Source organism: Nonomuraea sp. NPDC049714 (genome assembly GCF_044465295.1).
GTDB lineage: Bacteria > Actinomycetota > Actinomycetes > Streptosporangiales > Streptosporangiaceae > Nonomuraea.
On sequence record NZ_JBITLM010000004.1, the window covers coordinates 484,523 to 508,995 of the forward strand.

Consider the following 24,473-nt stretch of genomic DNA (forward strand, 5'->3'; position numbering starts at 1 on the left):
GGACCAGTATCACGCCGGCCATGCGGGGCACGTGGTGCCGGGAGCGGGCAGCTTGCCGTCGATCAGGTATCGGTCGACGTGCGTGGTCACGCAGGGATCGCCGGCGTTCAGGTACCGGCCGTGGCCGATGTCGTCGTACTTGATCGTGACCGAGCCGGGCACCTGGTCGGTGATGGCGCGGACAGAGGGGTACTCGTAAACGGGTCCGACGCCGAGCAACGGCGGCAGCTTGCGGGCCGGCAGCGGCGCCGGCGGGTTGGGGACCTTGGCCGCCGTCCACGGCGAACACGCGAGATGACCGTTCTCCCGCAGGCCGGAGAAGTTCGGCGACACCTTGGCCGAGCGCCGTACCGCCGCCTGATAGGCACGGTAGCCGTCGTAGTGGTATCCATCGGCACACCGCACCGCCAGCAGGGCGGTCACTTGCGTCCCCGGCCCGCGGCCTTGCGGGTCGAAACCGGACGCGTCGCCCTTCGAGGCGATCGCGATGGCCTTGGCGAGCGCGGGCCAGCCCGATCTGTCGTCGACCAAGCCGTACGCGCTCCACTTGAGGTCGTCGCCGTCGTAGCGGCGATCACCGGCGGCCTCGGCACCGGGCAGGGGACGGCGCTCGGCCCGCTTCACGACGTCCTGCCAGGTCTTTTCCACGTCTCTGCCGTGCAGCGCGCAGTCGGAGGCGCCGGCGCACCAGCGCACGAAGCGCTTGAAACCGTTCTCCAAACCCTCGTACTGCAGCCGCTCCGAATCCGCGACCGGGTCCACGTGGTCGGGCACGCTGTCCAGCGCCATGGCGCGCAACCGCTGCGGGAACAGCCGCGCGTACGAGGCTCCGAGCACGCCGCCGTAGGAGTTGCCGAGAAAGGAGATCTTCTCCTCGCCCAGGGCGGCGCGGATGGCGTCCATGTCGCGGGCCTGGGTGGCGGAGTCCATGTGGGCGAACAGCTCGGGCACGGCGTCCCGGCAGGGAGCGATCGCGGCGGCGTTCGCCTTGAGCACCCGGTCGTACTCGCGCCTGCTGTCCGGAGTGGCGAACGCGGGACCCTTCACACAGGACGCCATCGGGATGTGCTCGCCGCTCGCCCCGCCGCGCGGGTTCCAGGTGACGACGTCCATCCGGGTACGCAGACCGGCGAAGTGGGCCAGCCGCCGGGACAGTTCCTGGACGCCCGCCCCGCCGGGACCTCCCGGACTGAACAGGACGGTTCCCGCGGCCTCGCCGGTCGCCGACGCCCTGGCCAGGGTGAGCGTGATCGTCTTCCCGCCGGGCTTCGCCCAGTCGACGGGAACGGCCAGTCCGGCGCACTGCAACTCGGCCGAGACGTTCCCGCCGCATGCTGACCAGGTGAGGGACGACGCCGGTGTCGCGGCAGGCGAAAGGGAGGAGGCGCCGGCGGGAGCGTACGCTCCCAGCGCCATCACCAGGGGCAGAGCGAGCAAGGCTGATCTTGGCCAGGTCATCGAATTCTCCGATAAACAGTGCGGCGAGCGCCGCAGACGACCTCACAGGCTAGACAGGCGGACCTTCCGCTACATCTGCCACAGGGCATACATCCCCGACCGTGCGCCTCAAGCCGCTCGGATGGCGTCCGCCCGCCTGTCTACCCTGGGCCGGCGCAGAGCTGGGAGGTCAGAGCGGTGCGGGCCCACTCTTCCCACGTGTCCGGTGACCAGTCGCGGTCGCGGACGAAGATCAGGTAGAGCTGTGGGCTGAGCAGGCCGAACAGCACGTCCGCGGCCATCTCGACGGAGATGCCGGGACGGGCGTCGGGCTTGCCGGCCAGGGCTTCGGCAGCCGTGTAGTGCACGGTGTAACGCGGGTCGGGGCCGTCCGGCCACTGCGCGGCGATCTCGGGATCGGTGGCCGCGGCAGTCGCGATCAGCGACATGATCGGGGCGACCCGGCCCAGGATCTCGCGGGTGCCGCGGACGTGCGCGCGCAGTTGCCCGGCCGCGGTGGGCTCGGCGCACGCGGCGCGGAACCACTCACGATCCATGGTGGCGACAGGCTCGGTGTCCCCGGCGATGGACGTGTCGACGACGTCCTTGAACAGCGTGCGCTTGTTACGGAACACGAAGTAGATCGTCTGGACGGCCACGCCCGCCCGGTCCGCGACCTCCTGCAGGCTCGTCGCCCCGTAACCCTGCGCGACGAACAACTCGCGAGCCGCCTCGACGACCTTTTCACGGGTGTGGCGTGAGCGCTCGGCTCGCTTGTCCGGCCGTTTGACTCTGTCCATATTGCGAGTATATATCTAGAGTTGTCCACTAGAGTTCAACTCTAACTTCCTGGAGGAAACGATGGACCACCCCGACACCACCCAGCGGATCTCAACGCAGCAAGACCAGGAGGAGGAGTCCGTCCACCGTGCGCTGGAGGGCTATTACCGCGCCGGCAAGCCGCCGTGGGACACCGGCGTGACACCGCCCGAGCTGGTCGCCCTGGTAGAGGGGCGCGGCGCGCTGCCGCCCGGCCGCGTTCTCGAACTCGGCTGCGGCACGGGGACCAACGCCACCTACCTCGCACGGCACGGCTGGGAGGTGACGGCCGTCGACCTGATCGACCGCGCCGTCGACCAGGCCAGGGAGCAGGCCGAGGCGGCGGGGGTGACGATCCGGCTGCTGCACGGGGACGCCACCCGCCTCGATGACCTGAACGTGCCCGGACCCTTCGACCTGTTCTTCGACCTGAGCTGCTACTGCGGGATCCCGCTGCACCGCCGCGACGCCTACGCCACCGGGCTCACCCACCGCGCCGCTCCCGGAGCACGGTTGCTGATGTTCGGGTACGGCCCCGAGCCGGTCGGCAATCCGACTTCCGAGATCACGTCGTGGGCGGCGGGCGTCACAGCCGACGAACTCGACGCCAGGTTCGCCGGCTGGGAACTGCTCGACGTCACGCCGGGCACCAACTCGGTGCCGACCTTCTGGTTCACGCTGCGACGCGACGCCTAGCCGGCGGGCGTGATCACGGGGATACCGGGGTGGTTCGCAGGAGAAGGAGGGCGATGTCGTCGGCACGCTGCTCGTTCGTGGTGTGCTCGATGAGCGACTCCGCCAGCGCGGGCAGGGGCTGTCCGGGCGTGGGGGCGAACCGGGTGGCCAGGGCGGCGATGGCGTCGCCCAGGTCGAGGCCGGGTCTCTCGACCAGGCCGTCGGTGTAGAGGGCCATGACCGCGCCCGGCGGCATGTTCAGGTCCGTGGTGCCGTACTCCGCGTCGGGGTCGATGCCGAGGAGCAGGCCGGCCGGGGTTTCGATGATCTCGGCCGGACCTCCGGGCCTGCTGAGCACCGGCGGCAGGTGGCCCGCGCTGGCCAGGGAGGCGGTGCGGCGGCGCAGGTCGAAGCTGACGTACAGGCAACTCGTGAAGCGGTCCGTGGCCAGCTCGGTGAGCAGCCGGTTGGTGCGCGTCAGCACCTCGCCGGGGTCGGCGCCCGCGGTGGCGTGGGCGCGGATGGCGGTGCGTACCTGACCCATGAGTGCGGCGGCCGTCACGTCATGGCCCTGGACGTCGCCGATCACCGCCCCGGCCAGGGTGTCGCTGAGGCGGATCAGGTCGTAGAAGTCGCCGCCGATGTCCATGCCGGGGGTGGCGGGCACGTATCGGGCGGCCACGTCCAAGGCGGGGAACTCATGGAGATCCTGCGGTAGCTGCCCCGCCTGCAGGGACTCGGCGAGCCGGCGCCTGTTGTCGTAGAGCCAGGTACGCTCGAACGCCTGGGTGATCAGCTCGCCGATCGTGGTGACGCTGGACCGCTCGCTGTCGCTGAACTGGCGGGGACGGTCATAGGCGAGGACACACGTACCTATGGACCGGCCCATGGCGACCAGCGGCAGGAGCACCCAGGCGCCCATGTCGTCGATGCGGATGGCGTCGGGGTAGGTCCGCTCGAACTCCTCCCAGGTCGGATAGAACGCCGGTTTGCCCTCGTCGTAGCCGCGCGCCCAGCGGACCGCTTCGACCACCGGGCGTCCGTTGAACCCTTCCAGGCCGCGGCTGCTGTAGCCGCGCGAGCCGACCACGTGCATCCGCCCGCTGTTCCAGGTCAAGATGGCCATGGCCTGGGCCTTGCATGCCGACATGACGTGGTCGGCCACCAGGTTCACCACGTCCTGAGCGGTCGTCGCCTGTACGAGGGAGGCCGCGAGGTGGAGGCCGTCGTGCAGCCCGATCACCGAAGGACGCCGGTCTGCGGCCTCAGCGGCGGTCTCGGGCGTGCCGGCGGGCGTGATCCGTATGGTGATGCCGGGCAGGCGCGGATGGCACTGGAACGACAGGCGCCGCCCGTCGGGGTGGCGGGCGGTGAACTGGGTGACCTGGTGGCTGACGACCGCGGCCCGGTAGCGGTCTTCGTAGAGGGGGTCGTCCAGCCAGGGCAGTGCCTTGCACAGGCGCTTGCCGACCATGTCGGACGGGTTCGCGGCGAGCAGGTCAGCGGCCGTGGCGGTGACGAGGCTCACCCGCGCGTGCGCGTCCAGGTGACAGTAGCCCTCGGGCAAGGAGTCGAGGCAGGCCAAGGCGGTCAGGCAGGCGTCCGAGCCCGGCCGGTGAGCGGGAACCGGGTCCAGAACGCGAGGCGGAAAGCTGGGGACGACCGGCCGTCCGCCCTCACTCGCCCGGCGGAGCAGCCGCCCCATTTCAGCGCAGATGCTGTCGATGACGTCGAGCTGGCGCCGGCTGAGCCGGGGTTCGCCTCCCGTGGGCCAGCCCATGACGATCCCGCCCCAGACGACACCGCCGGCGCAGACCGGCGAGGCGGCCAGCGCGAAGTCGTACGGCAGCGACAACGCCGCCGCTGGGAATTCTCGCGCCAGGACCGCCCGGTCGCTCAGCCAGACCAGCCTCTGCTCACGCACCGCCACCGCGATCGGCATGGAATCGTGCACCCTGATCCTGGCCCAGGTCCGGGCGATGGTGGCGGGAAAACCGATCGTGGCCTGCATCTGCAGGAGGTGACCGTCCGCGGCCAGGACGTACACCATGCCGATGTGCGCCCCGGTGCTGAACACGGCTTCGATCAGCAGATCGTCCAGACGAGACGACGTGTCCGCCGCCCCCGGGAACGCGGCGCTATCCCCTGGCCACGCCACGATCCGTACAGCTTCCGTGCAGGGCACCCGACAAGCGTTCCAACCACCCCATATCGGCAGGATACGCCCATATAGGGCGGCCAGTCGGGTCGCGCCGGTGGCACGGGCGTTACCGGTGCCCCTGGTCCGGTCGTCGTTGCACGGCGTCGGCGATGACCGCTGTCACGAACTTGCTGACGGCTGCCGGGGTCGGTGGGCCGGGGTCGCGGTCTGCGAACAGGAGATGCCCGCCACCGACCAGGGAGAGGGTGAGTGAGTCGATGTCGGCATCGGCCGCGATGCGGCCCAGTTCGCGCTCGTCCGTCAGATAGGCGGAGACTGCGGTCGTGGCCTGGGCGAGGATCGCGATGCCGCCTCCGGGTCTGGCTTGCCGCAGCCGTGCGCGCAGCTCGTCCCTGAAGGTGATGAGCGGGAGGATCGCCATCGGTATCGGTCCGAACAGGATGGTCAGCCCGCTGGTGAGGTTGCCGGCCACCGTGCCGGTGCCGACGGACTCGCGCAGCACGCTCGCCTGCGTCTCGAGCTGCGCGGCCCGGTCGAGTACCAGGTCGGCGAGGAAGGCGTCGAAGTCGGCGAAGTGCCGGTGCAGGACGCCTTTGGCGCAGCCCGCCTCGTCGGTGACGGCCCGGCTGGTCAGCCCGTTCGGCCCGTCCCGTAGAAGCACTCGTTCGGCAGCGTCGAACAGCTGCTGCCGCGCGTCGCGAAGGTGCACGCCAGTCGGCACTCAGAGATCCTTTCGTGCGTCGACCCGCCGGCACACGTTGCCTAGTGGGCACACGCCCACTAAAGTGGGCACGTGCCCATACTACCTCGAAAGCAGCCAGAGCCGTCCCCATCGGAGTCGTACAAGGCCCGGCGGATGGCCGAGTCGTTCGGCGTGGACGCGCAACACTACGACCAGGCCCGGCCCGGCTACCCCGATGCGTTGGTGACGCGGATCGTCACCGGGAGCCCCGGGCCTGACGTGCTCGACGTCGGCTGCGGCACCGGCATCGCCGCCCGCCAGTTCCAGGCGGCCGGCTGCGCCGTGCTCGGCGTGGAGCCCGATGCGCGGATGGCCGACGTCGCGCGATCCCGTGGCCTGCGGGTCGAGGTGTCGACCTTCGAATCCTGGCAGCCGGCAGGCCGGATGTTCGACGCGGTCATCGCCGCCCAGTCGTGGCACTGGGTGGATCCGGTCGCCGGCGCGGCGAAGGCCGCACGCGTGCTGCGCCCAAGAGGACGGCTGGCGATCTTCGGGCACGTGTACGAGCCGCCTACCGAGGTGGCCGAGCCGTTCGCCGCTGCCTACCGGCGGGCGGCGCCCGACTCCCCGCTCAACGGCCAACCGGCCCGACGTCCGCTCGACCTCTACCAGGCGGGATACGCGAAGCTCGCCGACAAGGTCCGCGAGACCGAGCAGTTCACCGATTTCGACCAGTGGCGATTCGACTGGGAGCGGTCCTACACGCGCGACCAATGGCTGGACCTGCTACCCACCACCGGTGGCCTCTCCCAACTCCGGCCCGATCAGCTGGCCGAGGTGCTGGACGCGGTCGGGGCCGCCATCGACTCCCTGGGAGGCCGCTTCACGATGAACTACACCACCCTGGCCGCGACCGCCGTACGCACCGGCACCTCCTGAGTCCATCAATCGAAACCCGCTGATCCAGGATCCCTGCCCGTCAGCCCGAAGACGAACACACATCTTCGGCGACACCCGTTCGCTCGGGCCGGGTGACACGATTCTTACCATTCAAGCGCGTCATGGGCATTCCGCCGAGGCGATACGCCCGAGCTGCATTCGAATTCTCGCCGACGCCGACGTGATCTCCCTCGCGACGTCCCAGCATCGGTCTCCGCTCTTGCTCATTGGGGTGCCGGACGCGGCGGGGCCGGCGGGCGAGTCAGGCCGCCGAGGGCGTCCGGTCGATCCATGTACGCATGAGCAGCCGCTTGTGGCCGGGCTCGGCGTGATCCTCGAACGTGGTGCGGCCGTGCAACACCCGCTTGTTGGCGAAAACGGCGAATTCCCCCGGCCGCAGCTTGCCCTCCACCGCTGACGGCGTCTGCGTGAGCACCTCGTCGAGGCGGTCCAGGGCAGCTCGCTGCCGCTCCTCCAGCGGGCCGACGCCCGGGTGCCGGTGACCGGCTTCGATGTACTCGCGCAGGTAGGTGACGGCGTTGGCGCCGCCTTCGCGGAGAAGGACCGGCTTGAACGTCGTGGGGTCCTCGCCGTCACCCTGGTCGCCGCGCCGGTCGAAGTGGAAGGGGCGACGCAGCGTGTCCAGTACGCCGTCGTCGCCGGACAGTTCCTTCACCACGTCGTCGACGTGCACCAGGCGCAGGGCGCCGCCTACCGGGGCTTGGCGCACACACAGCAGCGCGAAACAGTCGGGGACGGGGAAGGGGGCCTCGGCTCCGTCGGTGTGGAGACTGCCGCCGAACCGGGAGTCGGCGTAGCGGGCGGTGGTCCCCTCGCCGATGCGCGTTCCTCGGTCGGCGACCTCGCGCACCATGGTGCCGGAGGAGTCCTGGGGGCGCAGGGCGCCGATCGCGGACGAAAGGCGCTCGCACAGCTCGGCGGGGTGCCGGCCGACGTCCAGCCCGGTGAGGATCACGTATCCGGGCCCGTGGTCGAGGTGCTCGTCGACCAGCTTCGAAAGGTCGGTGTCGTGGGGGAAACGCTGGGCGTCGAACGCGTCGTTCATGTCGCATGTCCTTTCCTGAGGTGCAGGTCGTAGATGCGTGCGGCTGCGTGCGCGGGCGTCAGCGGGCCATGGGTGGGCAGCACCAGATCGGGCCGCAGGGGAACCTGAGCCTGAACGTCGATGCCGACGACCTCGCCGCCTCCCCCGTAGATGCCCTTGGTGTCCCGCTCACGCAGCACGTCCAGCGGAACGTCGAGGTAGATCTCGAAGTAGCCGGCGATGTTGCGCCGGTTCCAGGCGTGAACGTCGTGGAACAGCGCGATCGTGGCCATCACCACGGTGTGGCCCTGACGTGCCAGGAGCGCGCACAGGCGGGCGTAGGTGTACGCGCGTCGATGCCTGCTCTCCCGATCGTAGGCGTCGCCGGCTTGCAGGACCTCCAGCAGGTCGTCGCCGTCGAGCACGATCGGCGCGTGCCCGTCGGCGGCGAGCAGGGCCGACAATTCCCTGGCCACGGCGGTTTTTCCCGCGCCGGACAATCCGGTAATCCAGAATACCAATTGGGGCTCCTTCCGCTCGCGCGGTGGGCCCGGCTACCCGCGGCATCCGCGACAAAACCCGCGATATCAGCGGAGGACGGGTAAGAATCATCTGACGCAATGACCACTGGACGCTTCTTCAAGCGCATGATAAAGGAATATCCTTCGTTAACCTGCTAGTTAGAAATTTGTCACTCGCTCAATTCCTTCACCATGTTTGCCGTCAATCTCTCGGGTACGCCGGACAACTCATCCGAGCCTTAGACGGGGAGTTGCCATGGCTAGACCGGCCGTACGACCCTTCCTTCAGGCGCCCGCGCTGGGCGACCTGTTCCGGCAGGACCGGCTCGTCCGAACGGCGGGCGCGCACAGCGCGCTCGGCGCCGCCATCGCCCAGGAGGTGGGCTTCGACGCGATCTGGGCGTCGAGCTTCGAGATCTCTGCGGCACGCTGCCTGCCTGACGCCAGCCTCCTGACCATGACCGACTACCTGCAGGTGACGGTCCAGATGCTCGAGGCGTGCGCCGTCCCGATCGTCGCGGACGTCGACACCGGGTTCGGCGGCACGATGAATGTCGCCCATATGGTCCGGGAGTACGAGCGCGAGGGGATCTCCGCAGTCTGCATGGAAGACAAGATCTTCCCGAAGCTGAACAGCTTCGCCGCCGGCGCGCACGAACTCCTGCCCACCATGGAATTCTGCAGAAAACTCGAGGTCGCCACCGAACTGCGGCAGAGCGACCAGTTCCACATTATCGCCAGAACGGAAGCCCTGATCGCCGGCCACGGGGTCGACGAAGCGCTGGAACGGTGCGAGCAATATGTCTGCGCCGGAGCCGATTCCGTCCTGGTGCATTCGAAATCCACCACGCCCGAGCCGATCATGCGCTTTCTCGCTCATTGGGGCGGGCGTGCACCGGTCATCGTCGTGCCGACCACCTATCCGAGCTGGAATGCCGAGGAAGCGCACGCCGCCGGCGTATCCATGATCATTTATGCCAACCAGTCCCTGCGCGCGACGGTCAGCAGCATGCGAAGCGTGCTGGAGACCATTCTCAAGGAGGGCACCTCGGTCCCCGTGGAGGAGCAGATCGCCCCGGTGAGCGAGATCTTCCGGCTGCAACAACTCGACCAGTGGCTAGAGGTCGAATGATGATCTCGGCAGGCGAACTCGTCCACGCCCTCGATCGGCGCCAGGTCCACCTGCACACCGGTGTCCCGTGCTCGACCTTCTCCGCGGTGATCGACGAGCTCACCCACGGCCACCGGTACGTCCCGGCGGCCAACGAGGGGACCGCGCTCGCCCTGGCCGCCGGGGTGGGCGCACGGGGCGGATGCGCGGCCGTCTACGCGCAGAACTCCGGCCTCGGGAATCTGATCAACCCGCTGACCTCGCTGCTCATCCCCTACCGGCTCCCGGCGCTGGTCCTCATGAGCCTGCGCGGCTGGCCCGACCCTGGTGCCGATGAGCCGCAGCACGAGGTGATGGGCCGGACCACCCACGACCTCCTGACCATCATGGGCGTACGGCACTGGACGCTGCGCCGCGACGACACCGATGCCGAGACGGTGATAGACGGTGCCCTCGCGCACACCGCCCGGGGCGCCTGCGCCTTCGTCCTGCTGGAGCGAGGCGCGATCAGCGGCAGCTCAGAGCCATGCCCTCAGCCGGCGGACATGAGCCGGACGCAGGCGTTGCGCCTCGTGGTCGACGAATTACCCGACGCGCTGCTCGTCGCCACGACCGGGCACACCTCCCGCGAGCTGTTCGCGCTCGCCGACAGCCCGCGCGCCTTCTACATGCAGGGCTCGATGGGGCACGCCTCCGCCTTCGCGCTGGGCGTGGCGATGTCCGGCGACGACCGGCCCGTGGTCGTGCTGGACGGGGACGGAGCGGCTCTGATGCACCTCGGCAGCCTGTCCACGATCGGTGCCGCCTGTCCATACCGCCTGGTCCACGTCATCCTGGACAACGGCTCCTACGCCTCCACCGGCGGCCAGGCCACCACCTCCGGCACGACCGACTTCGCCGCCGTCGGGACGGCGGTCGGCTACCGCAGCGCCGCGGTCTGCCGCAATCCGCGGGAGCTCGGCGAGCGGCTGCGCGAGACCGCGCGGCTACCCGGGCCGCACCTGATCGCGGTGCCGGTCTCCAGCGGCGGCGCCGCGCCGCCCCGCGCCACCTCGGTGATCTCCGCGCCCGGTATCGCCGACCGGTTCAGGCGAGCCGCGTCATGAGCGTGCTCATCCGGGCCGGGGTGCGCCGCCGTCTGCCCGCCCTCGTCGAGAGCCTGCGCGCCGCCCGTGTGCTCGTCGTCGCCAGCCCGCGCGCGGCCCGCTGCAGCGGGGTGCTCGACCTGCGGGAGTACGCCGAGGTCCGGCAGTTCACCGGCTTCACCCCCAATCCCACGATCGAGCAGGTGCTCGCGGGAAGCGGCGTGCGCGCGTCCTGGCGGCCGGATCTCATTGTCGCCGCGGGCGGAGGCAGCACCCTGGACACCGCCAAGCTGCTGCGCTCCCTGCCCGCGACCATGGACGGCGCGCTTGAGGTGCTGTCCGGCAGGCGCGCGCCGGACGAACACCGGCCCCCGCTGATCGCGTTACCCACGACAGCGGGCAGTGGCAGCGAGGTGACGCGCTTCGCCACCGTCTACGTCCGCGGTGTCAAGGCCTCCCTCGACCACGACAGCGTGCTGCCCGACCACGCGCTGGTCGACCCTGACCTGCTGAGCGACTGCCCGCGCCGGCTGGCCTCCTCATGCGCCTTCGACGCCCTGTGCCACGCGGTCGAGTCGTACTGGAGCCGCCGTGCCGGCCCCTTCTCCCGCGCCCTCGCCCTCGCGGCGCTCAGACAGCTCATCCCGCTGCTGGCGGGCGGGCGGCTGACGGTGTCCGACGGGGACCGGCGCGGCCGGCTGGCCCACGCCGCGACCACGGCCGGCCTGGCCATCGACCACACGCGGACCACCGCCGCCCACGCCTTCGCCTACAAGCTGACCGCCGATCACGGCGTGCATCACGGGACCGCGTGCCTCCTGAACCTCATCTGGGTCTACCGCTACAACATGCGCCATCTGGATCCGATGCCGGAGTTGGCCCAGGCGCTGGCCGCACTGGCGCCGGACGGTGACGTCCCGGCCGGGCTGCGCGCGTTGCTCGCCCGCGCCGGCCTTCCCGACCGGCTAGGGGCCTACGGCGTCCGCCGCCGGCATCTGGCCGCCCTGGCCGAGGCAGGCACATGCTCGGCGCGCTCTGCCAACAACCCCGTGGATCTGACGGGCGGGACGGCCGTCGGCGAACTCGCCACCATGCTCTGATCACCAAGGAGGGACGCGCATGCGCGTCATCATCCCCGCGGCCGGACAGGGGAACCGGCTGCGGCCCCACACCGCGGACCGGCCCAAGTGCCTCCTGCCGGTCGGCGGCATCCCCATCATCGAGAGGCTGCTCGGCCAGCTCGCCGCGCTGGGCGCCGACGAGGTCGTCTGCGTCACCGGCCACGCCGCTGGGCGGCTCACCTGCCATGTGCGGGCGCTGCGCAACCGGCCGCCCGTACGCTTCGTGCCGAACCCGGACTACGCCCGCTCCGACAACATCGTCTCGCTCATGCTGACCAGGCGCTGGTGGCACGACGGCATCGTCATCGTCGACTCCGACGTGCTGATCTCCACCGAGGCGCTGGAGCGGCTGATGGCCTCCCCCCACGACGTCATGGCCGTGGACGTGACCCGGCCGATCGCCGCCATCGACATGGCCGTCGAGCTGCGGAACGGGCACGTGTGGCATCTGGACAAGAACCTGCCGCCCGGCCGCGTGTGCGGCGAGTTCTTCGGCGTCTCCCGCTGGAGCCCGGAGGGCGCGCGGCTGCTCGGTGAGGTCGCCGCCCGCATGATCGCCGACGGGGTGCGCGACACCTGGTACCCGTACGCGATCAGAGAACTGGCCAAGCAGTCGCCCATCAAACCCTTGTACGTGCGCGGCGAGGACTGGTGTGAGATCGACAGCGCCCAGGACCTGGCAGCCGCCGACGCCCGCTGCCCGGCCGCCACCGGCTGGGCCGCCTACCCGAGGAGATGACCATGACCAGGAAGCTGGATTGGGACTACACCCAGCTCGCCGCCACCTACACCAACCGCCCGCCGTACTCGCCGCAGGTGGTCGACACGATCGTGGCGGCCCCCGGCCGACCGCGCCCGCGCACCGCGGACATCGGCGCCGGCAACGCCCACCTCACCGTGGACCTGCTCGCCCGCGGCTGCGTGGTGGACGCGGTCGAGCCCAACGCCGCGATGCGGGAGATCGGCATGGCCCGCACGGCCGGCAGTGACCGCGTCACCTGGATCGACGCGGTCGCCGAGGACAACGGCCTGCCCGACGGGACGTACGACCTGGTGGCGTACGGGTCGGCGTTCAGCACCACGCGCCGAGAGGAAGCGCTGAAGGAGAGCGCCCGGATCCTGCGGCCGGACGGCTGGTTCGCCTGCATCTGGAATCACCGGGTGCTGGACGATCCGCTCCAGGCCCGGATCGAGGCACTCATCCGGGACCGCATCCCGGGCTACTCCTACGGAGTGCGACGCGAGGACCAGCAGCCCCTCATCGAGGGCAGCGGCCTGTTCGGCACCGTCACCCGCCTGGACCAGGCGATCACCTTCCGCCTGCCCGCGCAGGACTGGCTGGACGCCTGGCGCTCGCACGGCACCCTTCAGCGCCAGGCCGGCGCCCGCTTCGGAGAGATCATCGACGAGATCGAGAAGGTGGTGGGCACTACCGGCGCCGACCCGATCGAGATCCCGTACCGGACGGTGGGTTGGATGGCCCGGCGCGCCGCATGACCAAGGCCGCCGACCGGCCCACGCCGACCTGGCGGCACCGCTACGGCGCGGTGGTCGCCCTGCCCTCGGCCAAGAGGCTGCTGGCGGGAAGCCTGATCGGGCACATGCCGATCGGCATGGTCACCCTGACCCTGCTGCTCGGCATCGCCCACTCCAGCGGCTCCTACTCCTTCGCCGGCGTGGTCGTGGGGCTGTACGTCACCGCCAGTGGCCTGGTCGCGCCCCTGCTCGGCCGCCGCATGGACCGGCACGGCATCTGGCCCGTGCTCGCGGGCACCGGTGTGGCCTTCGCCATCGCGATGATGGATGACCGCCGACCTCAGCCGTCACTTCGCCGGCAGTGAGCTCCAGCGGACCGCGGCCGGCTTCGGCTACGACCTCGGCGCAGCACCGTGAGCAGCGCGCGGCTCGCTGAAGCCCAGGGCGGTGGTGGCGAGGATCCGCAGCCCCATCGGTCCCATGTTCACTCCGCCTCGCCGGGGCGTTCCACCGGCACGTCCTGCCCCGCCCATCCTGGGTTTTCCGCCCCGCTCGGTCGTGCCGCCTGGCCGAACAGCGGCACGACGATCACGGCGGCGCATGCGGCGATCAGCGCGCCCAGAAGATAGGCCCCCTGGTACTGCGCGCCCCCTGCCAGAAGCGTCAGGTAAGCCGCGACCGCCACCGCCCCACCGATGTGCGTGGTCGCCTCGAACACCCCGGAGGTGATCCCGCTGCTCTCCCGCGCGGCCCCGCTGATGGCCTGCCGGGTCAGCGCCACGTAGTTGACCCCCTCCGCCGCGCCGCGCAGCAGCAGCCACGGAAGTACCGCGACCGCGTAGCTCGTGTTGCCGGCCATCAGTCCGATGCCCAGCAGCGACACCGCAGCCAGCACCAGACCCGTGCCCGCGACTCGGGCCGAGCCGTGACGACGTACCAGCCGGGCGGCGATCAAGCCGGTGAGCATCGCGGTGGCCAGGGTGGGCGCGAGCGCGAGGCCGGCCCCCGCCGGGGTCAAGTGGTAGACATCCTGGAGGTAGAGGCTGGTGACGACGATACCCGCCGAGTAGACGGCCGAATGGGCGGCGATGCCCACGCATCCGCCGATCAACGTGGGCGACCGCAGCAGGCCCAGCGGCAGCAGAGGGTGACGCCTGCGGCTCTGCAGCGCGGCGAAGGCGCCCAGCCCCGCCAGGCCCAGCAGCGCGGGCACCGGCTCGGCCTCGCTGATGCCGTACAGCAAGGCGAGCAGGGAGGCGGTGGCCACGACCGCGCCGACCAGATCGAACTCCTCGCGCCGGGCTGCCGCGCGTCCAGTGCGGGGCAGCACCGCCATGGCCAAGCCGAGCACCGCCAGCGCCAAGGGCACCGTCGCCAGGAACACCCACCGCCACCCCAGCGCCTGCGTGAGCAGGCCACCGCAGATGGCCCCGGTCAGCCCGGCCGTGGCGCCGGAGACGAGGATGACGCTGAAGGCGCGGCTCGTCCACGGCTCGCGCGGGAACAGCGTGCCGGACATCGCCAGCGCCACCGGCAGGATGAAGGCGGCCGCCCCTCCTTGCAGCGCCCTGGCGGCCAGCAGGACCGGCAGGGCATGCGCCGTGCCCGCCAGTACGGTCGCGACCGTCAGCACCACGAGCGCGGACACCAGCACGCGCCGGTGGCCCCACCGGTCGCAGGCGCGCCCGCCGAGCAGCAGCAGGCCGCCGATGCACAGGGAGTAGACGTTCAGCACCCACTGGAGCCCGTCCGGCCCAGTGCCCAGCTCACGGCCGATCGTCGGCAGCGCCGTGGAGACGGCCAGCCCGTCGAAGAGCACCAGGAAGAAGGCGCCCGCCAGGACTGCGGCCATCACCCACAGCCGCGTCGCGCTCTCGGCGCGACCGGTGATCAGGCTCATGCCGGCGCGTATCCGAAGCGCCCGGCCACCCGCCACAGTTGCTCGTCGCGGAAGTAGCGGCCGAGCCGTGGTGTCAGCCACTCCCGCCACTCGCCCACCTTGCCGCGACGCATGACCCGCGCGCCCGAGCCGGCGGCCGCGTCCTCGCGGGCGCGCATGGCGGTGAAGCTGCTCGCCTCGACCGCCTCCCGCAACCTGTCCTGCGGCATGGGCAGCCCGATCGTCCGCAGAGCCTTGCCACAGGTGGTGGTGGGGTCGGTCTTGAGATCCTCGAAGCGGGTGACGATGAACCGGTCACGCCGAGGCGGCCACCGCAGCCAGTGGTCGTGGAAGTACGTCCAGTCCTCCACCGGGGTGCGTCCGGTCGCGTCGCGGTGGCGCAGGAAGCTCTCGAACGACCCGTCGAACGTGTCCCACTCCTCCTCCCCGAAAGCCACCCGCCACCGGTACCAGGAGTAGAGGGAGTCACGGGGATCGCGGACGACCAGCCAGGACCCGCCGGCTCCCCGGCCATCGAAGACGTGGGGTGGCAGGTGCGTCTTGAAGAAGCGCATCGCGCCCGTACCGTCGCTGCCCTGCGGCAACGAGAGCCGGTCCTGGAACTCCCGGTGTCCCTCGACCTCCGTGCTGGTGCCATCCTCCACTAATCGCTCGGTGTAAGGATCGATGTAGTCCAGCCCCAGCTGTCGCACGACGGCGGCCACGATGCTCTGACCGGCACCGCCGTAGCCCGCGAGAATGATGTCCCGTGCACCGACATGGGCGAGGTTACGCTGATAGAGCGAACTCACTCTCCACATCCGCCCGCTTCTACCCCCGTGGCGAGCCTTCATACCGCTCGCTGGCTGGTGGTCGTCGCAACACCTCACCTCAGGGGACGCTACGGGCTTCGAGATGTGAGAGGACCGTGCCCCGGTCATGGCCCGTGATATGCCGGTCGGCCAGCAGATTCGAGCGCAGGATCCGCATACGATCCTCGGCGCGGTCGAGCACCTGTCCGGCGACTGAGATCGCCCGCGCTTGCGGCGGACATCACTCCGGGGTCGTCGTGGATGCCGAGGCGGGGATCATCGGGGCGAAGCCGAGGTCGGCCAGCGCGGCCGCGCCGCGGGCGGCGTGGTCGCCGCCGGCGAGCACCAGGGTCCGCGCCGACTGGTAGCGACAGCCGGCGGCGTCGAAGGCGTCCGCTGTGGCGAGCAACCGCTCCCGGTCATCGTCGAGCAGCGCTTGGGCCCGCTCCACCAGGGCAGTGGCGACCGAGTTGCCGGCCACGACGGTCCAGGCCTCGGCCAGGCGGTCGCGGGCGTCGGAGCTCCTGGCGAGCACGGCGGCTTCGGCGCGCAGCGCCACATACCAGTGGAGCCAGATCCAGGTCACCCATCGCCACACCTCGCCGGGCTCGGGCGCCAACCGCTCCACCGCCTCCGGCGCCTGCCCACGGTGGAGCAGAAGCATCGCGTCGAAGACCGCCCCGTAGCCGTGGGTGTTCCTGGGTGAGGGGTCGAGCTGACCCAGCAGCGCGCTCCATTCGCGCCAGGCGTCGTGGTCGTCGCGTAGACCGTGGATCGTCGCCACCGCGGCGGCCGGTGGGCCGAGGACGGAGCCGGCGGGACCGTCGGCGCGCTGCCACGCGTCGAGGAACCGGATGCTGCCGGCGAGTGTCCCCTCGCTGTCGCCCGCCAGCGCGTCCGCCACAAGGAGCCAGCCCGTGGCACGGTGGCCGACTTCCGCCAGCAAGGGGTGCTCCGCGAGTTGCCGTGCCCACCGGCGGGCACCGGGCAGGTCGCCGGTGCCGAGGCTGGCCTCGGTGGCCTCACCGAGCGCCTCGATCAGCTCGTGGGTGCCGGCCGGGGTATCCGGTGTGGACGAGAGCAGCGTGACCCGGCGCCGGGCCGTGCCGGCGGCGGCGAACGTGTCACCGGCCCAGCTCTGGGCGCAGGTGAGCGTGTCGAGCGCGGCGGACTCGGCGAGCGGGTCGCCGGTGCGGTGAGCGAGTTCGACCGCTCGTTCGGCGCGTTCGATCGTCATGGGCACCGCGTTGTCGTTCAGGCCCGGCGTGGCGCCGATCTCGGTGAGCGCCCGCCCGGCCTCGGCCAGCGCCAGCGCGGCCTGGGCGGCCGGGTCGTCGCCGGCCAGCTCCCGCGCCTGAGTGATGAGCGCCAGCGCCTCTTCCGGCGGCAGATTCCGGACGAACTTGCCGGAGAACCGGTAGGCGTCGGCGGCGGCGGTCGCCAGATCACAGGCGGCGCCGGCGGTGTCACCGGATCGGCGGGCGGCATCCGCGGCCGCGCGGCGCAGACGGTACATGTCGTCACCGTGCATCCGGCAGCCGGCCACGGCCGCGGCGTGCCGGAGCATCGACGCGCCGGCGGCGGGGTCGTCGGCGAGCGCGGCGGCCTGCTCATAGCGCCCCTGGGACTCGCCGATCAGATGCCGGGTGAAGGTCAGCTCCGCCATGATGCGGGCGAGGCGGTACGCCTCCGCGCGTCGTTCCGGCCGGTCGGCGGCCCATGCCAGGGCGGCGCGCAGATCGTCCGCCACCGCGTCGAACCGGGCCCGCCAGTCCGCTGCCACCACCGCCAGCTCGGCGGCCATGGCCAGGCACCAGCGAACGTGGCGGGATCGGGCGTCGTCCAGCTCCCCGGCCTCGGTCAGCCGCTCCGTCCCGTACTGGCGGATGGTCTCCAGCGCCCGGTACTGGGTCCCGCCCGGGGAGGCCGTCACCACCAGCAGGCTCTGTTCGGCCAGCCGGGCCAGTCCCTCGGCGGCGATGCCGTCCTCGGACCCGGCCACCTCCGCCGCCGCAGCAGCGGTGAACGGTGCCACGAACACCGACACCTGACGCAGCAGCGCCCGGTCGGCCGGTTCCAGCAAGGCATGGCTCCAGTCCAGCGCCCCCCGCACCGAGCGGTGCCGCTCATCGGCACGGGAGCCGCCGGTGAGCATCCGCAGCGGGTGGGACAGGGCGGCGTTGATGCCGTCCAGCCCGAGCGTGGGATACCGGGCGGCGGCCAGCTCGATGGCCAGCGCCATCCCGTCCAGCCGCTCGCAGATCGAGGCGATCTGATCGCGCAGCGCGGGATCCGGCGACCGGCCCATCGCCGCCGCCCGCTCCGTGAACAACGCGACCGCGTCGGACCCGCCGTCGGCGGGCAGCGACAGCGGCGGGACCGGATACACCCGTTCGAACGGCACCATCAGCCGTGCCCGGCTGGTGGCCAGCACCGTCACCCGAGGGCACGTCGCCAGCAGCCGCTCGAGAAACAGCGCCACCCCGTCCACCACGTGCTCGCAGTTGTCCAGCACCAGCAGCGCATGACGGTCGGCCAGCGCGGCGCCCACGGACTCGGTCATGTCGCGGCCGGGCTGCTCGCCGAGGCCGAGCGCCCCGGCGACCGCGGTCGCGATCAGGTCCGGATCGGTGACCGGGACGAGGTCGACGAACCACACCCCGTCGACGTACTCGCCGGCTGCCTCCGCGGCCACCGCCAACGCCAGCCGGGTCTTGCCCACGCCGCCGGGACCAGCGGCGGTCACCTGGCGATGCCCCTTGAGCATCTCGGCCAGCTCGGCCCGCTCGCCGACCCGGCCGACGAACGAGGTCAGCGGAGCCGGCAGAACCGGTGCCGGATGAGACGGGCCGGCGGCCGGCTCGGGCGCGCGCTGGGCGAGCGCCCTCCGGTCCGGCAGCTCCAGCTTGCGCAGCAGCGAGGAGACGTGGCTCTCCACGGTACGCACCGAGATGGACAGCCGTGCCCCGATCTCCGCGTTGCTGAGGTGGGCCCCGACCAGTTCCAGGACCTCGGTTTCCCGGGGCGAGATGTCCACTGTTGCCGTCACTGTCCCAGTTTGCAGCATCCCTCCGGAACGGCCACCGTACGCGCTCCGTGCTGGCGATCCGTGCTGGCGATCCGTGGAGCGGTTCAGTGGTCGGCACGGATGTGGATCGGCCTGGCCAGGACAAAGCTGTGAGTACGCACACAGCGGGACGATCTGCCCCCACTACCTCAGGAGTGATCATGACCGGCTCTTCCCCCGAGGGAATCAGGACCGTGCTGCACCCCGTGTCCGATCTGGCGAAGGCCAAGGCGGTGTACGCGGCCCTGCTCGGTACCCCGCCGGGAACCGACTCGCCCTACTACGTCGGCTTCGAGGCCGAGGGCCAGCACATCGGACTGGTGCCGAACGGTGGACCGCAGGGCATGACCTCGCCGGTGGCCTACTGGCACGTGCGGGACATCGAGGCGAAGCTCGCCGAGGTCACCGCCGCGGGAGCCACCGTGAAGGAGGCCGCGCACGAGGTCGGTGGCGGCCGCCTGGTGGCCACCGTCACCGACCCCGACGGCAACGTCCTCGGGCTGATCCAGGACCGGTGACCGCCGGCTCGCCCACAGAACCCACCTCACGCGAAGGACCTGCCATGACCTCGTTCGACACCGTCACCCTGGAAGTTCCCGACCCCACCGCCGCACAGGCCTTCTACGACGCCTTCGGCCTGGGCCCTTACGTGAACGTACGCGCCTCGGACGCGCCGACGACCGGCTTTCGCGGATTCGCGCTGTCACTCGTGGTGTCCCAGCCGGGCAACGTCGACGCCCTCATCGGCGCCGCCCTCGACGCCGGCGCCACGGTGCTGAAGCCGGCCACGAAGGGGTTCTGGGGCTACGGCGGCGTCGTACGGGCTCCGGACGGGACGATCTGCAAGATCGCGACCGCGAAGAAGAAGGACACCGGCCCCGCCACCCGCCACATCGACCAGATCGCACTCCTGCTGGGAGTCGCGGACGTCAAGGCGAGCAAGCGGTTCTACGTCGACCGCGGCCTGACCGTGGCCAAGAGCTACGGCGGCAAGTACGTCGAGTTCGACACCCCGTCATCGGCCGTCACGCTGGCGCTCTACCCGCGCCGCGCCCTCGCCAAGGACACCGGCCTCCCCCAGGAGGGCACCGGATCCCACCGCATCGTGATCGGCGGCGACGCCGCGCCCTTCACCGACCCCGACGGCTTCGTCTGGGAAGCCGCATCCGCCTGAGGCACGCGACCGTCTCACGATCATCTCAAGGAGAATCCACCATGAGCAGCACTTACCAGGCATTCACGGCCGAAGAGCGGGCCGCGATGAAGGAGCACGCCCAAGGGCAGAAGAAGGCGGCACGCCGCAGCTCGCGTGCTGACAAGGCGGCGCAGGACCAGGCCGACGTGATCGCGAAGATCGCCGAGATGCGGGACTCGGACCGGATCATGGCCGAGCGGGTCCATGCCGTCATCACCGGCAGCGCCCCGGCCCTCGCGCCGAAGCTCTGGTACGGGATGCCCGCCTACGCGCTGGACGGCAAGATCGTCTGCCACTTCCAGAGCGCGGCGAAGTTCAAGACACGGTACGCGACGCTCGGGTTCAGCGACCTGGCGGCGCTGGACGACGGCACGATGTGGGCCGCCGGTTTCGCGCTGACCGAGGTGACGGCCGAGGTGGAGGCGCGGATCAGCGCACTGGTGAAGCAGGCGGTGAGCTGAGGGAAGCCAGGCCGGGGGCCTCAGGACGTACGCCGGGCCAGCAGCGTGGAGTCGTGTACGTCCACCGTGACGCCGTCGCGGGTCATCGTGCGCGGCCGCTGTTCGGCCACCAGGACGTCGAAGTCGTCCGGCAGGGCGGGCAGCAGTTCCTCGGCGAGGAACATCGCCTTGCGCCGGCTCTCCATCAGCCGGGTGAACACCTCGGACGGCGCGTGGCCGACGACGAGCAGATGCCCGCCGCGCGCGACGGCCTCGGCCAGCCGGCGGGTCACCTCCACCATGCCGCCGTTCGGCGGATGCAGGAAGTGGCTGGTGACCAGGTCGTAGGTCCGGCCGCCCGCGGCGAAGGTCCTGGCGTCGACCTGCCACCAGTCGACGCGGTCGGCGACTCCGGCCTGCTCGGCGTGCCGGGCGGCGCGGGCCAGGCCGTTGGCGGAGAAGTCGGCCCCGGTGACGGTCCAGCCTCGCCCCGCCAGCCAGATCACGTCCCCGCCCTCGCCACAACCGACGTCGAGCGCCGTGCCCGGCGTCAGCCCGGTCGCCTCGGCGACGAGCTGCGGATTGGGATCGCCGCTGAAGATCTTCTCGGGGCCGGAGTAGCGCTCGTCCCAGCTCGGCGGTTCGAACATGGCGTCAGCCTCATGTTCGGTGAGCCGATGGTCGTGTCCGCTCATCAGGTGGTTCCTTCCGGTGCTGTGCCGCGGCAGCCCTGGCCGGCAGGTCACAGGACGCGTTGTCGTCTCTGCCCACCAGCATCCTCAACCCTTCCGACGGTGTCGATCTTTCTTGCCGTTTCGGCAACGCCGAGCGACGAGCCGTGGCCCGCGCCGGCCGCCGGCGCGGGCTCCACCGTCGTCATCGGCACGATCAGCGGCGCGGTCAGCGGATGGTGTAGCCGCCGTCCACGACGATGTCCGCGCCGTTGATCATGTCGGCGCCGTCCGAGGCGAGGAACAGCGCCGTGGCGGCGATCTCCCCCGGGTAGGCGAAACGGCCGGTGGGGATCTGCGCCTTCAGCGCGTCGCCCTTGGGGCCGTCCCACGCCTTGCGGCCCAGGTCGGTGAGGACGACGGTGGGGGAGATCGTGTTGACGGTCACGCCCCGGCCGGCCCATTCGGAGGCGAGCACCTTCGACAGGCCGACCACGCCGAACTTGGAGGCGCAGTACGCCACGTGCTGGTCCAGCGCGACCGAGGCGGCCTGTGACGCCAGGTTGATGATCTTCCCGCCGCCGGCGCCGAGCATGTGCCGGCCGACCTCCTGGCACACCAGGAAGGTGCCCTTCAGGTTGATCCCGATCGTCCGGTCGAACGCGCTGATCTCCAGGTCCTCGGCCGGGGCCAGGATCGCGACGCCCGCGCTGTTCACCAGGATGTCGATCCGGCCGAACGCCTCCAGGACCGCGCCGACCGCCGCGCGCACGGCGGCGGGGTCGGACACGTCACAGGCGAACCCGGCGTGCGTCTCCCCCAGCTCGGCCGCCTTCCTCCTGGCCGCCTCGCCGTCGATGTCGACCACGGCGACCCGGGCGCCCTTCACCGCGTACGTGTCCGCGATCGCCGCGCCGATCCCCGACGCGCCGCCGGTCACCAGCGCCACCTTGCCGGTGAGCCCGAAGCTCAGGTCGGGCGCCTTCTCCGCTGCCGTCATGTCCTCTACTCCTCGCAGTCGGTCTGGACGCTCTTGTGGGAGCGCGGTTCGGTGCTCAGCATGGCCGTGCGCACCAGTTCCTCACCCTGCCGCAGGGTCTCGGCCTGGTCGGCCTGGTCGTGCCCGGCCTCATAGTTCAACAGGGTCCGAACCTTGGCCGCGGAGCTGGAGTTCTGGTCGAAGCGGTAGTCGAGCCATTCGGCGGCCAGGCGGCGGGCCAGCTCCAGACCGACGACGCGCTGCCCGAAGCACAGGATCTGGGCGTTGTTGCTCAGCACGGACCGTTCGACGGAGAAGCTGTCGTGTGCCGTCACCGCGCGGATCCCGGGCACCTTGTTGGCGCTGATCGCGACTCCCAGCCCGGTACCGCACACCAGCAACGCGCGGTCCGCCTCGCCGGCGGCCACCATGCGCGCCGCCATGACCGCGATGTGCGGATATGGCGTCGTCTCCTCAGCCCCTACCCCGATGTCGACGACCTTCTCCACCCGGTCATCGCCCTCCAGGTCGGCCCTCAGGACGTTCTTGTACTCCAGACCGGCATCGTCGCAACCGACGATGATCCGCCATTTGTGAGGCATGGCCCCCCATCCCTTCGTGTCGAGCAACTCAGCGGGCGAGCGACAGCACGCCCGAGACAGCGCGGGCGCACAGGGCGAGAGACGTCGCCCCCGCGTCCGGGGTGCCGACGCTGCGTTCGGCGAGCGGGCGCGCCCGGCCGACCAGTGGGCGCAGCTCCGCGGTCGCGAGCGCCGCGACCTCGCACACCTCGGCGGCCTCACGCCAGGCGGCGGCGAGTTCCGTCCCGCCCCGGACCCGCTCGGCGAGCGCGTCGGCGAACGGCGCGAACGCGTCGATCATGGTCTTGTCCCCCGGCCGCGCACCGCCGAGGCGCTGGAGCGCGTCCAGCCCGGCCCGTACGGCGTCCGCCACGTCGGCGCCCGCGATCTCCTCCCGGTCGTCGCCCAGCCGCTCGCCGATGGCGCAGAGCGCGGCGCCCCACAGGACGCCGGACGTGCCGCCCGCCTTGGCGGCCCACGCCTCGCCCGCCGCGACCAGGACCGACCGCGCGCCCGCTGCGGCACCGGCCGCGTCACGGGCGGCGGCGAGCGCCGCCGCCGAGCCCTTGACCATGCCACGTCCGTGGTCGCCGTCGCCGGCGACCGCGTCGATCCGGCCCAGCTCCCCCTCGGCCTCGGCCATGGCCGCCGCGACGGCCTCCAGCCCCGCGACGACGACCCGGCCGCAGGCGCGCGACCCCGGCGTGCTCGGGCTGACCGCCGCGACGGCCTCCGCCTGCGTGGACTCGGTCCGCCGGGCCGGCGCCGCCGTACGCGGCTCCACCTGCCCTCTCCGGTACGCCGGCGTGTCCGCGGGCGCGCACCACAGCCGCTCCAACTCCTCGTCGAGGAAGACCAGGGTCAGCGAGCACCCGGCCATGTCCAGGCTGGTCACCAGCTCGCCCACCTCCGGGGCGACGACCTGGAGCCCTTCCTCCGCCAGGAGCCGGGCCACGGTGCGCCAGACGACGAACAGCTCTTCGTACTTGGTGGTGCCGAGGCCGTTCAGGATCGCGGTGACCCTGGTGCCGGACCCGGCGGGCTTCTCCGCCAGGACGCCGGACACCAGCCGCCGCGCCAGGTCCGCCGCCCGGGGCAGCGCGTCCTCGCCCACGCCCGGCTCGCCGTGGATGCCCAGGCCGACGCCCATCCGCCCTGCTGGGACGGTGAACAGCGGCTCGGTACCGCCGGGCATGGTGCACCCGCCGAAGGCGACCCCCAGGGTGCGGGTGCGGTCGTTGGCGTGCCGGGCGGCCCGCTCGACCGCGTCCAGGTCGTAGCCCGCCTCGGCGGCGGCGCCCGCGACCTTGAACACGACGAAGTCACCGGCGATCCCCCGGCGTGCGTGGACGTCCGACGGCGGCGCGCTGGCGATGTCGTCGGTGACGAACACCACCCGGGTGTCGATGCCCTCCTGGCACAGCCGCTGCTGGGCCAGGGTGAAGTTCATGACGTCACCGGCGTAGTTGCCGGTGGAGAAGATCAGGCCGGCGTCGCCCGCCGCCGCCTTGCCCACCGAGTACGCGTCCTGCGCCGACGGGGAGGTGAAGATGTTGCCCACGACGGCGCCGTCGGCGAACCCGGGCCCCACCACGCCACAGAAGGCGGGGTAGTGCCCGGAACCGCCGCCGACCACGACCGCGACCTTGCCCGGCGGCGTCTCGGTGGCCCGTACGACACCGCCAGGCACACCCGCGACGCTGCCCCGGTGCACGTCCAGGAAGCCGGCGAGCATGTCGTCGGTGAAGGCGCTGGGATCGTCGTACAGACGAGTCAT

24 protein-coding genes are annotated in these 24,473 nt (G+C 71.3%); 11 read left to right on the top strand and 13 right to left on the bottom strand.

Annotation, left to right across the window (positions count from 1 at the left end):
• Positions 1–9 precede the first annotated feature (9 nt).
• Together ACIBQX_RS19905 and ACIBQX_RS19910 are read right to left on the bottom strand one after the other, a co-directional pair.
• Positions 10–1,437 (bottom strand): alpha/beta fold hydrolase, encoded by a 1,428-nt coding sequence (locus tag ACIBQX_RS19905; RefSeq protein ID WP_397006422.1) that lies wholly within the window; start codon positions 1,435–1,437, stop codon positions 10–12.
• A 161-nt stretch (positions 1,438–1,598) separates the two neighbouring features.
• Entirely contained in the window at positions 1,599–2,237 is a 639-nt protein-coding gene (locus ACIBQX_RS19910; protein ID WP_397006424.1) for a TetR/AcrR family transcriptional regulator, read from the bottom strand.
• Positions 2,238–2,298: 61 nt separating this feature from the next.
• Here ACIBQX_RS19910 and ACIBQX_RS19915 point away from each other — a divergent pair, with 61 nt between their 5' ends.
• Entirely contained in the window at positions 2,299–2,952 is a 654-nt protein-coding gene (locus ACIBQX_RS19915; protein ID WP_397006426.1) for a class I SAM-dependent methyltransferase, read from the top strand.
• A gap of 13 nt (positions 2,953–2,965) precedes the next feature.
• Here the strand turns inward: ACIBQX_RS19915 and ACIBQX_RS19920 are convergent, their stop codons facing one another.
• Both ACIBQX_RS19920 and ACIBQX_RS19925 read right to left on the bottom strand, forming a co-directional pair.
• The gene (locus ACIBQX_RS19920) at positions 2,966–5,089 is read right to left on the bottom strand and encodes a GAF domain-containing SpoIIE family protein phosphatase (protein ID WP_397006428.1); all 2,124 of its coding nucleotides are present in this window, start codon (positions 5,087–5,089) and stop codon (positions 2,966–2,968) included.
• 109 nt (positions 5,090–5,198) lie between these two features.
• Positions 5,199–5,813 carry a TetR/AcrR family transcriptional regulator gene (locus ACIBQX_RS19925; protein ID WP_397006430.1) on the bottom strand — a complete coding sequence of 205 codons (615 nt, stop codon included), beginning with the start codon at positions 5,811–5,813 and terminating at the stop codon, positions 5,199–5,201.
• Positions 5,814–5,885: 72 nt separating this feature from the next.
• Here ACIBQX_RS19925 and ACIBQX_RS19930 point away from each other — a divergent pair, with 72 nt between their 5' ends.
• A complete protein-coding gene (locus tag ACIBQX_RS19930; RefSeq protein WP_397006432.1) occupies positions 5,886–6,713 on the top strand; it encodes a class I SAM-dependent methyltransferase in 828 nt (275 codons plus the stop codon).
• Between the two features lie 262 nt (positions 6,714–6,975).
• Here ACIBQX_RS19930 and ACIBQX_RS19935 read toward each other — a convergent pair whose 3' ends face one another.
• Together ACIBQX_RS19935 and ACIBQX_RS19940 are read right to left on the bottom strand one after the other, a co-directional pair.
• Complete coding sequence (locus ACIBQX_RS19935; RefSeq protein ID WP_397006434.1) at positions 6,976–7,779, bottom strand: TauD/TfdA family dioxygenase; 804 nt, start codon at positions 7,777–7,779, stop codon at positions 6,976–6,978.
• Positions 7,776–8,279 (bottom strand): adenylyl-sulfate kinase, encoded by a 504-nt coding sequence (locus ACIBQX_RS19940; protein ID WP_397006436.1) that lies wholly within the window; start codon positions 8,277–8,279, stop codon positions 7,776–7,778. The genes ACIBQX_RS19935 and ACIBQX_RS19940 overlap by 4 nt, the downstream gene beginning before the upstream one ends.
• 256 nt (positions 8,280–8,535) lie before the next feature.
• On the opposite strand from ACIBQX_RS19940, the gene ACIBQX_RS19945 reads away from it, so the two are divergent.
• Genes ACIBQX_RS19945 through ACIBQX_RS19970 form a run of 6 tightly spaced genes read left to right on the top strand, consistent with a single transcriptional unit; the run spans position 8,536 to position 13,437 of the window.
• The gene (locus ACIBQX_RS19945) at positions 8,536–9,411 is read left to right on the top strand and encodes an isocitrate lyase/phosphoenolpyruvate mutase family protein (RefSeq protein WP_397006438.1); all 876 of its coding nucleotides are present in this window, start codon (positions 8,536–8,538) and stop codon (positions 9,409–9,411) included.
• The gene (gene aepY / locus ACIBQX_RS19950) at positions 9,408–10,496 is read left to right on the top strand and encodes a phosphonopyruvate decarboxylase (RefSeq protein ID WP_397006440.1); all 1,089 of its coding nucleotides are present in this window, start codon (positions 9,408–9,410) and stop codon (positions 10,494–10,496) included. The genes ACIBQX_RS19945 and aepY overlap by 4 nt, the downstream gene beginning before the upstream one ends.
• Positions 10,493–11,575, top strand: a complete 1,083-nt coding sequence (locus ACIBQX_RS19955; RefSeq protein ID WP_397006442.1) for a phosphonoacetaldehyde reductase — start codon at positions 10,493–10,495, stop codon at positions 11,573–11,575. Before aepY ends, ACIBQX_RS19955 begins: the two co-directional genes overlap by 4 nt.
• A gap of 19 nt (positions 11,576–11,594) precedes the next feature.
• Positions 11,595–12,335 carry an NTP transferase domain-containing protein gene (locus ACIBQX_RS19960; protein ID WP_397006444.1) on the top strand — a complete coding sequence of 247 codons (741 nt, stop codon included), beginning with the start codon at positions 11,595–11,597 and terminating at the stop codon, positions 12,333–12,335.
• A gap of 2 nt (positions 12,336–12,337) precedes the next feature.
• A complete protein-coding gene (locus tag ACIBQX_RS19965; protein ID WP_397006446.1) occupies positions 12,338–13,093 on the top strand; it encodes a class I SAM-dependent methyltransferase in 756 nt (251 codons plus the stop codon).
• Positions 13,090–13,437, top strand: coding sequence for a hypothetical protein (locus tag ACIBQX_RS19970; RefSeq protein WP_397006448.1), 348 nt, complete (start codon positions 13,090–13,092; stop codon positions 13,435–13,437). Before ACIBQX_RS19965 ends, ACIBQX_RS19970 begins: the two co-directional genes overlap by 4 nt.
• A gap of 119 nt (positions 13,438–13,556) precedes the next feature.
• On the opposite strand, the gene ACIBQX_RS19975 is transcribed toward ACIBQX_RS19970, so the two are convergent.
• From ACIBQX_RS19975 to ACIBQX_RS19985, 3 genes are all read right to left on the bottom strand, one after another.
• On the bottom strand, positions 13,557–14,972 hold the full coding sequence (locus ACIBQX_RS19975) for an MFS transporter (protein WP_397006450.1): 1,416 nt from the start codon (positions 14,970–14,972) through the stop codon (positions 13,557–13,559).
• Positions 14,969–15,763, bottom strand: coding sequence for a sulfotransferase domain-containing protein (locus ACIBQX_RS19980; RefSeq protein WP_397006452.1), 795 nt, complete (start codon positions 15,761–15,763; stop codon positions 14,969–14,971). Before ACIBQX_RS19980 ends, ACIBQX_RS19975 begins: the two co-directional genes overlap by 4 nt.
• Positions 15,764–16,004: 241 nt before the next feature.
• Entirely contained in the window at positions 16,005–18,812 is a 2,808-nt protein-coding gene (locus ACIBQX_RS19985; protein ID WP_397006454.1) for an ATP-binding protein, read from the bottom strand.
• 179 nt (positions 18,813–18,991) lie between these two features.
• On the opposite strand from ACIBQX_RS19985, the gene ACIBQX_RS19990 reads away from it, so the two are divergent.
• From ACIBQX_RS19990 to ACIBQX_RS20000, 3 genes are read left to right on the top strand one after another with little or no spacing between them, the layout of a single operon-like run.
• Entirely contained in the window at positions 18,992–19,348 is a 357-nt protein-coding gene (locus ACIBQX_RS19990) for a VOC family protein (protein WP_397006456.1), read from the top strand.
• A 44-nt stretch (positions 19,349–19,392) separates the two neighbouring features.
• Positions 19,393–20,004 carry a glyoxalase gene (locus ACIBQX_RS19995; RefSeq protein ID WP_397006458.1) on the top strand — a complete coding sequence of 204 codons (612 nt, stop codon included), beginning with the start codon at positions 19,393–19,395 and terminating at the stop codon, positions 20,002–20,004.
• A 41-nt stretch (positions 20,005–20,045) separates the two neighbouring features.
• Positions 20,046–20,486 carry an iron chaperone gene (locus ACIBQX_RS20000; protein ID WP_397006460.1) on the top strand — a complete coding sequence of 147 codons (441 nt, stop codon included), beginning with the start codon at positions 20,046–20,048 and terminating at the stop codon, positions 20,484–20,486.
• A 20-nt stretch (positions 20,487–20,506) separates the two neighbouring features.
• On the opposite strand, the gene ACIBQX_RS20005 is transcribed toward ACIBQX_RS20000, so the two are convergent.
• From ACIBQX_RS20005 to ACIBQX_RS20020, 4 genes are all read right to left on the bottom strand, one after another.
• The gene (locus ACIBQX_RS20005) at positions 20,507–21,160 is read right to left on the bottom strand and encodes an SAM-dependent methyltransferase (RefSeq protein WP_397006462.1); all 654 of its coding nucleotides are present in this window, start codon (positions 21,158–21,160) and stop codon (positions 20,507–20,509) included.
• Positions 21,161–21,365: 205 nt separating this feature from the next.
• The gene (locus tag ACIBQX_RS20010) at positions 21,366–22,136 is read right to left on the bottom strand and encodes an SDR family oxidoreductase (RefSeq protein WP_397006464.1); all 771 of its coding nucleotides are present in this window, start codon (positions 22,134–22,136) and stop codon (positions 21,366–21,368) included.
• A 5-nt stretch (positions 22,137–22,141) separates the two neighbouring features.
• Positions 22,142–22,717: a ribose-5-phosphate isomerase gene (locus tag ACIBQX_RS20015; protein WP_397006466.1), complete on the bottom strand. Its 576-nt coding sequence runs from the start codon at positions 22,715–22,717 to the stop codon at positions 22,142–22,144.
• A 28-nt stretch (positions 22,718–22,745) separates the two neighbouring features.
• The gene (locus ACIBQX_RS20020; RefSeq protein ID WP_397006468.1) at positions 22,746–24,473 is read right to left on the bottom strand and encodes a dihydroxyacetone kinase family protein; all 1,728 of its coding nucleotides are present in this window, start codon (positions 24,471–24,473) and stop codon (positions 22,746–22,748) included.

What these genes read in the sequence shown, in the direction of transcription:
- ACIBQX_RS19910 (WP_397006424.1), bottom strand. Translation starts at nt 2,237, where the DNA reads ATGGACAGAGTCAAACGGCCGGACAAGCGAGCCGAGCGCTCACGCCAC.
- ACIBQX_RS19915 (WP_397006426.1), top strand. Translation starts at nt 2,299, where the DNA reads ATGGACCACCCCGACACCACCCAGCGGATCTCAACGCAGCAAGACCAG.
- ACIBQX_RS19935 (WP_397006434.1), bottom strand. Translation starts at nt 7,779, where the DNA reads ATGAACGACGCGTTCGACGCCCAGCGTTTCCCCCACGACACCGACCTT.
- ACIBQX_RS19945 (WP_397006438.1), top strand. Translation starts at nt 8,536, where the DNA reads ATGGCTAGACCGGCCGTACGACCCTTCCTTCAGGCGCCCGCGCTGGGC.
- aepY (WP_397006440.1), top strand. Translation starts at nt 9,408, where the DNA reads ATGATGATCTCGGCAGGCGAACTCGTCCACGCCCTCGATCGGCGCCAG.
- ACIBQX_RS19955 (WP_397006442.1), top strand. Translation starts at nt 10,493, where the DNA reads ATGAGCGTGCTCATCCGGGCCGGGGTGCGCCGCCGTCTGCCCGCCCTC.
- ACIBQX_RS19960 (WP_397006444.1), top strand. Translation starts at nt 11,595, where the DNA reads ATGCGCGTCATCATCCCCGCGGCCGGACAGGGGAACCGGCTGCGGCCC.
- ACIBQX_RS19965 (WP_397006446.1), top strand. Translation starts at nt 12,338, where the DNA reads ATGACCAGGAAGCTGGATTGGGACTACACCCAGCTCGCCGCCACCTAC.
- ACIBQX_RS19970 (WP_397006448.1), top strand. Translation starts at nt 13,090, where the DNA reads ATGACCAAGGCCGCCGACCGGCCCACGCCGACCTGGCGGCACCGCTAC.
- ACIBQX_RS19975 (WP_397006450.1), bottom strand. Translation starts at nt 14,972, where the DNA reads ATGAGCCTGATCACCGGTCGCGCCGAGAGCGCGACGCGGCTGTGGGTG.
- ACIBQX_RS19990 (WP_397006456.1), top strand. Translation starts at nt 18,992, where the DNA reads ATGACCGGCTCTTCCCCCGAGGGAATCAGGACCGTGCTGCACCCCGTG.
- ACIBQX_RS19995 (WP_397006458.1), top strand. Translation starts at nt 19,393, where the DNA reads ATGACCTCGTTCGACACCGTCACCCTGGAAGTTCCCGACCCCACCGCC.
- ACIBQX_RS20000 (WP_397006460.1), top strand. Translation starts at nt 20,046, where the DNA reads ATGAGCAGCACTTACCAGGCATTCACGGCCGAAGAGCGGGCCGCGATG.
- ACIBQX_RS20005 (WP_397006462.1), bottom strand. Translation starts at nt 21,160, where the DNA reads ATGAGCGGACACGACCATCGGCTCACCGAACATGAGGCTGACGCCATG.
- ACIBQX_RS20010 (WP_397006464.1), bottom strand. Translation starts at nt 22,136, where the DNA reads ATGACGGCAGCGGAGAAGGCGCCCGACCTGAGCTTCGGGCTCACCGGC.
- ACIBQX_RS20015 (WP_397006466.1), bottom strand. Translation starts at nt 22,717, where the DNA reads ATGCCTCACAAATGGCGGATCATCGTCGGTTGCGACGATGCCGGTCTG.
- ACIBQX_RS20020 (WP_397006468.1), bottom strand. Translation starts at nt 24,473, where the DNA reads ATGACTCGTCTGTACGACGATCCCAGCGCCTTCACCGACGACATGCTC.